This is a genomic window from Pseudomonas sp. NDM, from assembly GCF_003105095.1.
Taxonomy (GTDB): Bacteria; Pseudomonadota; Gammaproteobacteria; order Pseudomonadales; family Pseudomonadaceae; genus Aquipseudomonas; species Aquipseudomonas moraviensis_A.
The window spans coordinates 1-13,784 of sequence record NZ_QETJ01000135.1; the positions used below are offsets into that span (position 1 = coordinate 1).

11 protein-coding genes are annotated in these 13,784 nt (G+C 62.2%); 5 read left to right on the forward strand and 6 right to left on the reverse strand.

Annotated elements, in window-relative coordinates; all coding sequences use genetic code 11:
- The first annotated feature begins 346 nt into the window (after positions 1-346).
- Entirely contained in the window at positions 347-817 is a 471-nt protein-coding gene (locus DCO47_RS21000; protein ID WP_065615761.1) for a hypothetical protein, read from the forward strand.
- A 72-nt stretch (positions 818-889) separates the two neighbouring features.
- On the opposite strand, the gene DCO47_RS21005 is transcribed toward DCO47_RS21000, so the two are convergent.
- Both DCO47_RS21005 and cra read right to left on the reverse strand, forming a co-directional pair.
- A complete protein-coding gene (locus DCO47_RS21005) occupies positions 890-1,666 on the reverse strand; it encodes a TatD family hydrolase (RefSeq protein WP_083354205.1) in 777 nt (258 codons plus the stop codon).
- A gap of 3 nt (positions 1,667-1,669) precedes the next feature.
- Positions 1,670-2,665, reverse strand: coding sequence for a catabolite repressor/activator (gene cra, locus DCO47_RS21010; protein WP_116658839.1), 996 nt, complete (start codon positions 2,663-2,665; stop codon positions 1,670-1,672).
- Positions 2,666-2,970: 305 nt separating this feature from the next.
- On the opposite strand from cra, the gene ptsP reads away from it, so the two are divergent.
- From ptsP to DCO47_RS21030, 4 genes are all read left to right on the forward strand, one after another.
- A complete protein-coding gene (ptsP, locus tag DCO47_RS21015) occupies positions 2,971-5,832 on the forward strand; it encodes a phosphoenolpyruvate--protein phosphotransferase (protein ID WP_116658840.1) in 2,862 nt (953 codons plus the stop codon).
- Entirely contained in the window at positions 5,832-6,773 is a 942-nt protein-coding gene (pfkB, locus tag DCO47_RS21020; protein WP_116658841.1) for a 1-phosphofructokinase, read from the forward strand. Before ptsP ends, pfkB begins: the two co-directional genes overlap by 1 nt.
- Positions 6,774-6,784: 11 nt before the next feature.
- Positions 6,785-8,518, forward strand: a complete 1,734-nt coding sequence (locus DCO47_RS21025; RefSeq protein WP_116658842.1) for a PTS fructose-like transporter subunit IIB — start codon at positions 6,785-6,787, stop codon at positions 8,516-8,518.
- Positions 8,519-8,699: 181 nt separating this feature from the next.
- Entirely contained in the window at positions 8,700-10,241 is a 1,542-nt protein-coding gene (locus DCO47_RS21030; RefSeq protein ID WP_116658843.1) for an alkaline phosphatase, read from the forward strand.
- A 211-nt stretch (positions 10,242-10,452) separates the two neighbouring features.
- Here the strand turns inward: DCO47_RS21030 and DCO47_RS27610 are convergent, their stop codons facing one another.
- The 4 genes from DCO47_RS27610 to DCO47_RS27160 form a co-directional block, all read right to left on the reverse strand.
- Positions 10,453-10,632, reverse strand: coding sequence for a DUF559 domain-containing protein (locus DCO47_RS27610; protein ID WP_371919889.1), 180 nt, complete (start codon positions 10,630-10,632; stop codon positions 10,453-10,455).
- Positions 10,613-10,822 carry an endonuclease domain-containing protein gene (locus DCO47_RS27615; protein ID WP_371919890.1) on the reverse strand — a complete coding sequence of 70 codons (210 nt, stop codon included), beginning with the start codon at positions 10,820-10,822 and terminating at the stop codon, positions 10,613-10,615. Before DCO47_RS27615 ends, DCO47_RS27610 begins: the two co-directional genes overlap by 20 nt.
- 240 nt (positions 10,823-11,062) lie before the next feature.
- The gene (locus tag DCO47_RS21045) at positions 11,063-13,591 is read right to left on the reverse strand and encodes a sulfite reductase flavoprotein subunit alpha (protein ID WP_116658845.1); all 2,529 of its coding nucleotides are present in this window, start codon (positions 13,589-13,591) and stop codon (positions 11,063-11,065) included.
- A gap of 1 nt (position 13,592) precedes the next feature.
- Positions 13,593-13,784: hypothetical protein (locus tag DCO47_RS27160; RefSeq protein ID WP_218279821.1), on the reverse strand; the 192-nt coding region annotated here is incomplete at its 5' end.

The window sequence follows — 13,784 nt, forward strand, 5'->3', positions numbered from 1 at the left end:
GGTGTTACCAGCCGAAGACTTCGCAGCAGTTGGTGGTGCTGACGTTGGCGAGTTGTTCAGGGGGGGCCGTGGCCAGGTTGGTGCACCGCCCAGACCCGGTTTGAAACCGAGCTTGATGTATTCCCGCGCTTTTTCTCTCGCGTCCAAGCCTCCATCGTTGTCGTCAGTAAGCGACGCCAGCGGAGCATGCCAGCGGCTTCGAGATTCCACCCTGGCAGAGCGGAACCGCTTGTCGGGACTGTCAGGTTTTACAGTAGTCCGCGGTGGGGTAGTCGGATTTACTAAGTTGGCCTGAAAAAAACCGACGTAAGTTCATAGTATGGTTACTGTGTTTCAAGGAGCGATCATGACAGACAATGAAATAAGTTCCGGCGGCAAACCTGCAACTGGTGTACCGGACGTCTCGAGAAAAAACACTCTTGATGAAGAAGAATTTGAACGGCTTTCCAAGCATGCGACTGTATATGATGGCCTCCTCCAAGTGGTCAGGAGCGCGTACTTTGGCCAGATAAGATTTCAATATTGGTGGGGCAACGGCGGAGCCATGTTTTATTGTTATACCAAACAGTACAAAATTAATGATCCAGACGAACAGGGTAGGCATAAAGCCAACATACATTTCAGCTTTGATTCTATTCAATGGTGGGGTGTGGATTCACCAGACAGTATGCGGCAGGACGATCAGTGGAATAGTTGGGCCGTCGGAGGATATATAGAAGCAAACAAACGAGCCCGGGTTTATGTCAGATTCAGGTTTGATCTTCCCTTTGACGATGAAGAGGAATCGAACTCAAGATACTTTAATTATCCTGGATAGTGATCTGCTGTTTAGAACTGGCAGGTTGAGCCAAGCGTTAGAGCAGGCTCGCTCCCACAACAAGGTGCGGTGTTACCAGCCGAAGACTTCGCAGCAGTTGGTGGTGCTGACGTTGGCGAGTTGTTCAGGGGTGATATTCATCAGCTCGGCCAGCGCCGCGCAAATCGCCGGTAGATGCGCCGGGCTGTTGCGCTGGCCGGGGAACATGGCGGGGGCCATGTCCGGTGAGTCGGTTTCCAGCACCACCGAGTGCAGTGGCAGTTCCGGCAGGACCCGATGCATGCGCAATGCCTGCGGCCAGGTCGGTGCACCGCCAAGACCCAGTTTGTAACCGAGCTTGATGTATTCCCGCGCTTCTTCGCGGCTGCCGGCGAAGGCGTGGATGATGCCGGCGCGTTTGAGCTTGAAGCGTTTGAGCGTGGCGATCACCGCCGCATGGCTGCGGCGAACGTGGATCAGCGCCGGCAAGTCGAAATCCGCCGCCAGTTGCAGTTGCGCATCGAACAACGCTTGCTGGCGCTCGCGGTCGAGGGTTTCGATGAAATAATCCAGACCGATCTCGCCCACCGCACACAACTGCCGATGCCCGCGCAGGCGCGTCAGCCAGTCACCCAATGCGTGCAAATCCTCAGGGCGATGCTGATCGAGGAACACCGGATGCAGACCGAACGCCGCATACAGGTCGGCATCGCTCTGCACCAGGTCCCACACCCGTTGCCAGTTGCCCTGATGCACGCCCAGCACGACCATGCGCCGCACCCCGAGGGCGCGGCTTTCGGCCAGCAGCGCCGCGCGATCGGCGTCGAAGTCGGGAAAATCGAGATGGGTGTGACTGTCGATCAGCTCCACGCTTCAGTCCCGATGAATACGCTGCTTGAAGGTCCGCGCAATGGCTTGCACGCCCGGCTGGTAATCGTCCTGCTCGACCGCGGCCAGGGCCAGTTCCAGGGCCTTGTCGGCGATCAACTGGTGTTGCTGGGACATGGCGTTGACCGGCAGCGGCAGGAAATCCAGCAACTGCGTGTCGCCGAAGGTGCCAAGGCGCAGCGGCCGTGATTTCAGCGGGAAATCATGCAGTGCATCGAACACGCCCTGCAGCAGCACGTAAGAAGTGGTCACCAGCGCGTCAGGCAAATGCCCCAACCGCTGCAGGAGTTCTTCCATCAGTTGCTTGCCGCACTCGCGGCTGAACGACTCGGCGTGCTCGACCAGCACCTCGCCTTGGAAATCTTTGAGCGCTTCGCGGAAACCGGCGGTACGTTCCTGGCTGATGCTCAATTCCGGACGGGCGCCGAGCAGCACGATCTGTTTCGGCTGTGGATCGAGCAGGCTCTGGGTCAGGTGCAGGCTGGCCTCGCGGTCGTCGCTGATCACCGAGCAGAAATGCTCCGGCTCCATGACCCGGTCAATGGCGATGATCGGCAGACCCTTGGCCTGCAACTGGCGATAGCTGTCATCACCAGCGGGCAGACAACTGGCGACGATCAGCGCGTCGCAACGCCGGGCGCGGAACAGTTGCAGGAGCTGGCGTTCGCTGTCCGGCGCATCGTCGGAACTGGCGATCAGCAATTGATAACCGCGCGCCCGCGCGCCTTGTTCAAGCAACTTGGCGATCCGCGCGTAACTGGGGTTTTCCAGATCCGGCAGGATAAAGCCCAGGGTGCGCGTGTGCCGACTGCGCAGGCCGGCCGCTTGCGGATTGGGCGTAAAGCCGTGCAGATCGACCACTGCGCGCACGCGCTCAACGGTCGCGTTGCTGATGCGTTGCTGTTCGGCCTTGCCGTTGATGACGTAGCTGGCGGTGGTGACGGAGACGCCGGCCAACCGCGCGATATCACTGAGTTTCAACCCGGTATTTCCTTGTTTTTTCGAGCATGCCGCGACATTTTCGCCAATCCTACCCGATAAGGGCAGCCGACTTATTGCCTGGGCAGATCCGACCAGTTGGACTTCAAGGATGAGACATTATCGAGTAACGTGCCGATCAATCTAGATTAAACGTTTCAGCAAGCGTATTTTCTACGTTTTGGACGCCTTTGGCCGGTCCTGCCGTGAAACCGCCAAAACTGCCGCTGAAAAGCGCGGCAGAGCGCCTAAGCTGTGAACCATTCAAAACAATACCTGGCGTTGAACTGCGCCAAAAAGGAGATCGCATGCTCGAGCTCACTATAGAGCAGATATCCATGGGCCAGTCGGCCGTGGATAAACCCGCCGCCCTGCAATTGCTCGCCAGTCATCTGGTCGCCGACGGTCTGGTGGCCGACGGCTACCTCGCCGGCCTGCAGGCTCGGGAAGCCCAGGGCTCGACCTTTCTCGGCCAAGGCATCGCCATTCCCCACGGCACCCCGGAAACCCGCGATCAGGTATTCGCCACCGGCGTGCGCCTGATGCAGTTTCCTGACGGCGTCGACTGGGGCGATGGCCAGATCGTCTATCTGGCGATCGGCATCGCGGCGAAATCCGACGAACACCTGCGTCTGCTGCAACTGTTGACCCGTGCCCTCGGTGAGACCGATCTGGGCCAGGCCCTGCGTCGCGCCAGCTCGCCCGAAGCGTTGCTGAAGTTGCTGCAAGGCGCGCCGCAGGAACTGGCGCTGGACGCACAGATGATCGGCCTCGGTGTGTCGGCCGACGATTTCGAAGAACTGGTCTGGCGCGGCGCGCGTCTGCTGCGTCAGGCCGATTGCGTGAGCAACGGTTTTGCCGGCGTGTTGCAGCAAGTCGAAGCGCTGCCATTGGGCGATGGTCTGTGGTGGCTGCACAGCGAGCAAACCGTGAAGCGTCCGGGGCTGGCGTTCGTCACCCCGGACAAACCGATGCGCTACCTTGGCCAGCCGCTCAGCGGTCTGTTCTGCCTGGCGAGCCTGGGCGAAGCGCATCAGGCATTGCTCGAGCGTTTGTGCGCGTTGCTGATCGAAGGTCGCGGCCACGAACTGGGCCGCGCCACCAGCAGCCGCAAAGTCCTCGAAGTGTTGGGCGGTGAACTGCCTGCAGACTGGCCGAGCGCGCGTATTGCCCTGGCCAATGCCCACGGTTTGCATGCGCGCCCGGCGAAGATCCTCGCGCAACTGGCGAAAAGTTTTGATGGCGAAATTCGCGTGCGGATCGTCGACAGTCAGGACAGTGCCGTGTCGGTGAAGAGCCTGAGCAAACTGCTCAGCCTCGGCGCCCGGCGCGGTCAGGTGCTGGAGCTGATCGCCGAACCGAGCATCGCCGCCGATGCCTTGCCGGCCCTGCTCGCGGCGATTGAAGAAGGCCTTGGTGAAGAGGTCGAGCCGCTGCCGGCCGTGAGTCAGCAGCGCGAAGTGATCGCCGACATCGCCGAAGTGCTGGTCGCTCCGGCCTCCGGCAGCCTGTTGCAAGCGATCCCCGCCGCCCCGGGCATCGCCATCGGCCCGGCGCACATTCAGGTGCTGCAGGCCATCGATTACCCGTTGCGCGGCGAGTCGGCGGCGATCGAGCGCGAGCGCCTCAAGCAAGCGCTGAGCGACGTGCGCCGCGACATTCAGGGCTTGATCGAACGCAGCAAGGCCAAAGCAATCCGCGAGATTTTCATCACTCACCAGGAAATGCTCGACGACCCGGATCTGACTGACGAAGTCGATACCCGCCTCAAGCAAGGCGAAAGCGCTGAAGCGGCGTGGATGGCGGTGATCGAAGCCGCCGCCAAACAGCAGGAATCGCTGCAGGACGCTTTGCTCGCCGAGCGAGCCGCCGATCTGCGTGACATCGGTCGCCGGGTGCTGGCGCAGTTGTGTGGCGTGCAGACCGCGAATGAGCCGGAGCAGCCGTACATTCTGGTGATGGACGAAGTCGGCCCGTCCGATGTTGCGCGTCTGGATCCTGCACGGGTCGCGGGGATCCTCACCGCGCGCGGTGGCGCTACCGCGCACAGCGCCATCGTCGCCCGTGCCCTCGGAATTCCGGCGCTGGTCGGTGCGGGTGCGGCGGTGTTGCTGCTCGAACCGGGCACACCACTGTTGCTCGACGGCCAGCGTGGCCGTCTGCACGTCGACGCCGATGCCGCGACGCTGCAACGCGCCGCCGAGGAACGCGACACCCGCGAGCAACGCCTGAAGATTGCCGCCGAACAACGCCATCAACCGGCGCACACCACCGATGGTCATGCGGTCGAAGTGTTCGCCAACATCGGTGAAAGCGCAGGCGTGACCAGCGCAGTGGAGCAGGGCGCCGAAGGCATCGGTCTGCTGCGCACCGAACTGATTTTCATGGCCCACCCGCAGGCACCGGACGAGGCCACGCAGGAAGCTGAATACCGTCGCGTCCTCGACGGTCTCGCCGGGCGTCCGCTGGTGGTGCGTACGCTTGACGTTGGCGGTGACAAACCGCTGCCATATTGGCCGATCGCCAAGGAAGAAAACCCGTTCCTCGGCGTGCGCGGCATTCGTCTGACCCTGCAGCGTCCGCAGATCATGGAAACACAACTGCGTGCCTTGCTGCGCTCAGCGGATAACCGCCCGCTGCGGATCATGTTCCCGATGGTCGGCAGCGTCGAAGAGTGGCGTCAGGCCCGCCACATGACCGAGCGTCTGCGCAAGGAAATTCCGGTCGCCGATCTGCAACTGGGGATCATGATCGAAGTGCCGTCGGCCGCATTGCTCGCGCCGGTGCTGGCCAAGGAAGTCGACTTCTTCAGCGTCGGCACCAACGACCTCACGCAATACACCCTGGCCATCGACCGTGGTCATCCGACCCTGTCGGCGCAGGCGGATGGCTTGCACCCGGCGGTGCTGCAACTGATCGACATCACCGTGCGCGCCGCCCATGCCCATGGCAAATGGGTAGGCGTCTGCGGCGAGCTGGCGGCCGATCCGCTGGCGGTGCCGGTGTTGGTCGGCCTCGGTGTCGACGAGCTCAGCGTGTCCGGTCGCAGCATTGCCGAAGTCAAGGCGCGCATCCGTGAACTCAGCCTGACCCAGGCGCAAACCCTCGCTCAACAGGCCCTGGCCGTGGGCAGCGCCAATGAAGTGCGCGCATTAGTGGAGGCCCTGTAATGGCCAAGATTCTCACCCTGACTCTCAACCCGGCACTCGACCTGACCGTCGAGCTGTCACGGCTGGATGCTGGTCAGGTCAATCGCAGCGACGAGATGCACACCCACGCTGCGGGCAAAGGCGTCAACGTCGCCCAGGTGCTGGCGGACCTCGGCCATCAGCTCACCGTCAGCGGCTTTCTCGGTGAAGACAATCTGCAAGCGTTCGAAACCCTGTTCGCCAAGCGTGGTTTTGTCGACGCGTTCATCCGCGTGCCCGGCGAGACGCGTAGCAACATCAAGGTCGCCGAGCAGGACGGGCGCATCACCGACATCAACGGCCCGGGCCCGGTGGTCGATGCAGATGCGCAGCAAGCGTTGCTTGATCGCCTGCTGCAGATCGCGCCGGAGCACGATGCGGTAGTGGTCGCCGGCAGTTTGCCGCGCGGGGTCACTGCGCAGTGGTTGCGCGAGCTGATCGACAAGCTCAATGCACTCGGCTTGAAAGTCGCCCTCGATTCCAGCGGTGAAGCCCTGCGCGCCGCGTTGCAGGCCAGCCCCTGGCTGATCAAACCGAACACCGAAGAACTGGCCCACGCACTCGGCTGCGAAGTGGTGTCGCCAATCGCCGAAGCACAAGCCGCCGCACGCTTGCATGCGCAAGGTATCGAGCACGTGGTGATCTCCCACGGCGCTGACGGCGTGAACTGGTTCAGTGTCGGCTCGGCCCTGCATGCCTCGCCGCCGAAGGTCAGCGTGGCCAGCACGGTCGGGGCCGGCGATTCATTGCTCGCCGGCATGCTCCACGGTCTGCTCAGCGCCGACACCCCCGAACAAACCCTGCGCACCGCCACCGCGATTGCGGCGATGGCGGTGACCCAGATCGGTTTTGGCATCAACGACCCTGCGCAACTGGCGCAGCTCGAACAGGGCGTGCGCGTGCGCCCCCTGACAGAACAATAAGAGGGTTTGTCATGAAGTTAGCCATTGTTACGGCTTGCCCGAACGGCATGGTCACCAGTGTCCTGTGCGCGCGTCTGCTCGATGCAGCGGCGCAGCGCCAGGGCTGGAGCACCAGCGTCGAAGTGGTCGATCCGGCGCACCCGGAACGCGAATTGTCGGCCGCCACCATTGAAGCGGCGGAGTGGGTCTTGCTGGTCACCACTGGCGCGGTGGACATGAGTCGGTTTGTCGGCAAGCGCGTGTTCCAGATTGCTCCGGCGCAGGCCTTGCAGGATGTCGAAGCGGTATTGCGTCGCGGTGCTGAAGAAGCCGAAGTCTACGTGGCGAGCGAAGTCGCACCGGCGATCGATACGCCGCGTGCGCCGCGCATCGTAGCTATCACCGCGTGCCCGACCGGTGTCGCCCACACCTTCATGGCCGCCGAAGCGTTGCAGCAGACTGCCAAGCGCCTGGGCTATGAATTGCAGGTCGAAACCCAAGGCTCGGTGGGCGCGAAAACCCCGCTCAGCGCAACGGCCATCGCCGAGGCCGATGTGGTCCTGCTGGCGGCGGATATCGACGTCGCCACCGAGCGTTTCGCCGGCAAGAAAATCTATCGCTGCGGCACTGGCGTTGCGCTGAAGCAGTCCGAAGCGACGCTGAAAAAAGCCTTGGCTGAAGGCGCTGTAGAAAGTGCGGCAAGCGACGGCAAGGCTGCTGCCAAGTCCGAGAAAACCGGCGTCTACAAGCACCTGCTCACGGGTGTGTCGTACATGCTGCCGATGGTGGTGGCGGGTGGTTTGCTGATTGCGTTGTCGTTCGTGTTCGGTATCACCGCGTATAAGGAAGAAGGCACGCTGGCGGCGGCGCTGATGCAGATCGGCGGCGAAACCGCGTTCAAATTGATGGTGCCGCTGTTGGCCGGGTACATCGCCTACTCGATCGCCGACCGTCCGGGCCTTGCGCCGGGGATGATCGGCGGTCTACTCGCAGGCACCTTGGGCGCCGGCTTCATCGGCGGGATCATTGCCGGTTTCATTGCCGGTTATGCCGCCAAAGCCATCGCCCGCTATGTGAAGTTGCCGCAGAGCCTGGAGGCGTTGAAGCCGATTCTGATCATCCCGTTGCTGGCCAGTCTGGTCACCGGTCTGGTGATGATTTACGTGGTCGGCAAACCGGTCGCCGGCATGCTCGCCGCGCTGACGCAGTTCCTCGACAGCATGGGCACCACCAACGCAATTCTGCTCGGCGTGTTGCTCGGCGGCATGATGTGCGTCGACCTCGGCGGGCCGATCAACAAGGCTGCCTATGCGTTTTCGGTGGGGCTGCTGGCCTCGCAGAGTTACGCACCGATGGCCGCGACCATGGCGGCCGGCATGGTGCCGCCGATTGGCCTGGGCATCGCCACGTTCATTGCCCGGCGCAAGTTTGCCCAGACTGAACGTGAGGCCGGCAAAGCGGCTTTCGTGCTGGGGCTGTGCTTCATCTCCGAAGGGGCGATTCCGTTTGCCGCGAAAGACCCGCTGCGGGTGATCCCGGCGAGCATCGCTGGCGGCGCGCTGACGGGTGCCTTGTCGATGTACTTCGGCTGCAAACTGATGGCGCCGCACGGTGGTTTGTTTGTGCTGGCAATCCCGAATGCGATCAACCATGCGCTGCTGTATCTGCTGGCGATTGTTGCGGGGAGCCTGGTCACGGCGGTGGTGTATGCGCTGCTCAAAAGGCCTGAGACTGTCGAGCTGGCAGTCGAACCCGTCAACGCCTGACAACGCGATCCCCTTGTAGGAGCGAGCCTGCTCGCGATAGCGATGTGTCAGTGAGTGTTGAAGTTACTGACCCACCGCAATCGCGAGCAGGCTCACTCCTACATTTGAATTGCTGTGTGGCCAATGTCATAGCGGGTTCATACACCCGTGTTTAAGTTTTCCCTTTTGCAGGGAGAACACCATGAGCGATTTCAATCTCGGCCGGCGTCGCGTCATGCAAGCGGTTGGCGCCGGGCTGTTGCTGCCGGGGCTGGCGCCGGCGGTGATTGCCTCGGTCAAGGATCGTCCGCAGCTCACCGACGGCGTGCAGTCCGGCGACCTGCTCGGCGACCGCGCGATGATCTGGAGCCGCAGCGATCGCCCGGCGCGCATGGTGGTCGAGTGGGACACCGGCAGCCTGTTCAGCAACCCGCGCAAATTCGTCTCGCCGTTGGCCGATGCGCGCAGTGATTTCACCGCCCGCGTTGAACTCACCGGCCTGCCGGCCAACCAGGCAATCTTCTATCGCGTGCACTTCGAAGACGCCCAGACTGGCGTGGCCAGCGAACCGTGGTTCGGTCATCTGCGCAGCGTGCCGACGGCCAGGCGTGACATCCGTTTTGTCTGGAGCGGTGACACCGTCGGCCAGGGCTTCGGCATCAACCCGGACATCGGCGGCATGCGCATCTACGAAGCCATGCGCCTGCGCCTGCCGGACTTCTTTATCCACAGCGGCGATACCATCTACGCCGACGGCCCGGTGCCTGCGCAACTGACCACCGAGAGTGGCCGCGTCTGGCGCAATATCACCACGCAAGCCAAGAGCAAAGTCGCGCAGACTCTCGACGACTATCGCGGCAACTATCGCTATAACCTGATGGACGAAAACATCCGCCGCTTCAACGCCGAAGTGCCGCAGATCTGGCAGTGGGACGATCACGAAGTGGTCAACAACTGGTCACCAGGCAAACAGCTGGATGAGCGCTATCAGGAGAAAGATATCCACAAGCTGGTGGGGCGCGCGCGGCAAGCATGGCTCGAATATGCGCCGATGCGCTTACAGGCGGCGGACGGTGGCGGGCGGATCTATCGCAAGCTCAGTTACGGGCCGATGCTCGATGTTTTCGTGCTGGATATGCGCAGCTATCGCGAGGCCAATGATGCCAACCTCGGCGCGGCAAAACCGTTTCTCGGCCGCGAGCAACTGGACTGGCTCAAGCGCGAATTAAAGGCATCGAAGGCGCAGTGGAAAGTGATTGCGGCGGACATGCCCATCGGCCTTGGCGTCCCGGACGGCGAGGTCAGCCCGGGCGTTGCGCGTTGGGAAGCGGTGGCCAACGGCGACCCTGGACCGGCGCAGGGGCGCGAACTGGAAATTGCCGAATTGCTCGGATTCCTGCGCGCGCAGCAGGTGCGCAATTTCGTGTTTTTGACGGCGGATGTGCACTACTGCGCGGCGCATCACTATCACCCGGACCGCGCGGCGTTTCAGGATTTCGAACCGTTCTGGGAATTCGTCGCCGGGCCGCTGAATGCCGGCAGTTTCGGGCCGAATCCGTTGGACAAGACGTTCGGCCCGGAGGTGGTGTTCGAGAAAGCGCCGCCCGCACAGAACACCTCGCCGTTTGCCGGGTTTCAGTTTTTTGGTGAGGTGAATATTGAAGGGCAGAGTGGCGAGATGAGTGTGGTGTTGCGGGATCTGGATGGGGTGGCGGTGTTTGAGCAGAAGTTGCAGCCTGCCTAATTACTCCAGATCAAAAGCCCCTCACCCCAGCCCTCTCCCGGAGGGAGATGGGGCCGACCGAGGTGTCTTGCGTCATACATCGACCTGGGAGACCGAGGCGATTATGGATCGGGTACCGCAATCAGCACGATTCTGGATTCAGTGCAGGACGTTCAGGTCGGTGTATAGCGTAAATGATTTGCGGTCGGTCCCTTCTCCCTCTGGGAGAGGGCTAGGGTGAGGGCATTCTCCGGTCCGCCGCAATTCTGATGATCTGCTCCAACACATTGTCCATCTGCTGAAGTACCTCAAGATTACTGAATCGCACGACTTGAATGCCTTGTTGATACAGGAAGTTCGACCGGCGCCGGTCGTGAATCATCCCGCCCGTTTCATAGTGTTGCCCCCCCATCCAGCTCAATCGCCAACTTCAAATCTACACAGTAGAAGTCCAGCACATACGGTGGACATGGAAACTGTCGGCGGAATTTCAGGTTGGCGATCTGCCGGGAACGCAGGCGCTGCCAGAGCAGGAGTTCGCAATCTGTCTGGTTGGTGCGTAACTGGCGGGCGAATTGGGCGAGGGTGGGGCGGATTGGCATGGCTTCACGATCCTTGTGAAGTTGACTGGAGATTTAACAGTAGTCCATTTCCCTCACCCAGGCCCTCTCCCGGAGGGAGCTGACCGAGGTGTCCTGCGTCATGCATCGACCTGGAAGACCGAGGTGATTATGGCTTTGGATTCAGTGAAGGACGCTCAGGTCGGCGTCGATCTCGAGCATCCCCCAATCGGTTCCCTCTCCCTCCGGGAGAGGGCTAGGGTGAGGGGCTTCTCGCAGGCGTTAGTAAACATCCCGGCGATACCGTCCCAGCTCGATCAGCCGTTGAACTTCATCGGCACCCAGCAGATCATTGAGCACCTGATCCACCCCCGAAGCCATCCCCTGAAGGCTGCCGCAAATGTAGATGACGGCACCATCAGCCAACCATTTCTTCAATTCATCCGCTGACTCACGCAAGCGATCCTGCACATAAATCTTCTCGGCCTGATCCCGGGAAAACGCCAGATCCAGGCGCGCCAGATCACCATTGACCAGCCATTCCTCCAGCTCGGCGCGGCAGAGGAAGTCGTGCTCGCGGTTGCGCTCGCCGAACAGCAGCCACTGCCGCTGCTGACCGTCGGCAATGCGTGCCTTGAGCAAGCTGCGCAGGCCGGCCAGGCCGGTGCCGTTGCCCAGCAGGATCATCGGCACCGGCTCGTTCGGCAGATGGAAGCCGCTGTTGCGCCGAACCCGCAGGCTGACGCTGCCGCCCACTGGCGCATGCTCGGTGAGCCAGCCGGAGCCGATGCCGAGGCTGCCGTCGTTGTGCTGTTCCTGACGCACGATCAGCTCCAGCACGCCGTCGGCGGCGATCGAGGCGATGGAGTATTCGCGCATCGCCAGCGGCACCATTGCGTCGACCAGCGATTGCGCATGCAGGCCGACCAGATGTGCGCGGTGTTCAGGCAGCTGGCGTGACGCGAGTGCCACTTCCAGCGGCTCGTCGATGCCGTTGACCTTGACCGGAGTTTCGCCACGGATGCCGAGGCCGTCGAGGAAATGCTCGATGGCCCACGGGCAATTGCGTGGCAGCACTTCGACCAGGTCACCGGCCAGCCAGCTGCGCGTATCCGGCGCCTTGAGGCCGAGCAGATAGACCGGCGCGCCGCTGCTGTCGGGGTTCATCAGTTCGCGACGGACCAGCGTCCAGTTGTCGTAGCTGGGTGCCTGCCAGGTTTCGCTCGGCGCCTGTCCGGTGAGCTGGCCGAGTTGCGTTTGCCAGTGGCGCAGTGCATAGGGATCGCCGCTGTCGACTTCCACCGGGGCGAACAGGGTTTTGCCGCCGTGTTCGCCGAGCCATTGATGCAAGCGTTTGGCGAAGCCGCAGAAGTGCGCGTATTGCCGATCGCCGAGGCCGAGCACGGCGTAGTTGAGGCCGTCGAGTGTCGAGGCCTTGGCCAGCACTTTGCGTTCGAAGCCACGGGCGCTGTCGGGTGCTTCGCCGTCGCCGAAGGTGCTGACCACGAACAACGCATTGTTCGAATCGCGCAGATCCTGTTCGCTGAGATTGGCCAGCGGCTGCACGTTGACCGGCAGTCCGGCGGCCTGCAATTGCCCGGCGGTCTGCCACGCCAGTTGCTCGGCGAAACCGCTCTGACTGGCGAAGCCGATCAGCCATGCCGACGCATCAGCGGACGGTTGCGCCAGGCCCTCACGGGCATCCTTGATCTGCTTTTTCTTGCGCCGGCGATCCAGATACAGCAGCCAGCCGGTGATGAAAAACAGCGGCATGCACACCGCCGCCATCGTCACGATGATGCGCCCGACGAGGCCGAAATAACTGCCGACGTGCAGTGCGTAAATGCTGGTCAGCAGTTGTGCCTTGAAGCTTTTGTCGGCATAGCGGTCGACGCGTTTGACCACGCCGGTCGCCGGGTCGAGGGTGATCTGGTTCAGCGCGCGGTCATGGGGCGAGCTGTCGAGCAGGTAGAACACCGTCGCCGGCTGGCCGGCCACCGCTGGCATGCGGATGTTGTACGCTGCCAGACCCGGGCCGGCAGCGCTATAGATGCTGCTCCACATCGCCGCGTAGTCGGCCGTGGGTGCCGGGCCTTCTGGCGCCGGTCCGCGACCGCCGCGTACGCGCTCGTTCTGTGGTGCGTCGGAAAGCAGCCGGGTCAGGCCCTTGTTGTACCACTCGTACGACCACGACAATCCGGTCAATGCCAGCAGCAGATAGACCAGCAGGCACCAGGTGCCGGCGACCGAGTGCAGGTCCCAATTGAACGCGCGACCCTTCTTTTTCCAGTCCAGCGTCAGCCACACGCGCCAGCTGTTCCACTGGCGTGGCCAGCGTAGATAGAGGCCGGAGAGACAGAAGAACAACAGCATCAGCGTGCAGGCGCCGGTGATGTTGCGCCCGGTGTCGCCCATGGCGAGGAAGCGGTGCAGTTGCAGCATCAGGCCGAAGAAATCCTGGCCAGTGGCGTCGCCCTTGAACTCGGCAGTGTACGGATCGAAGTAGCGCATCTCGCCCCGCCGTTCACCCTTGGGCGGGGTGAAGTAAACCCGTGCGGCGTGACCGCTGTCGGTCTCGACCCAGAGCATGGCGACTTTCTTGCCGGACGCGGCTTCGATGCGCTCCACCAGTTCCACCGGCGGCAACACGCCGGCGACCTGCTTTTCCACCTGCAAAACGGACGGATTGAGGGCGCGCAGGATCTCGTCCTGAAACGAATACGCCGCGCCGGTGATACCCATCAGGGCCAGCACCAGCCCTGCGGTGATGCCAAAAAACCAGTGCAACTGGAACAGGGTTTTCTTCAACACGTCACTCGCCGTCCGTTCGGAAATTGTCATCACGGCGGGCATTATGCCGTGGGTTATCAAGAAGCGTTTTGCGTAACACACAAAAGCCCCGTTCAACTGAATGAACGGGGCCGAGCCATACGGCATATCCCATGTAGGAGTGAGCCTGCTCGCGATAGCTAGCTGTCAGAGGGATTGATGCTGACTGCCACAC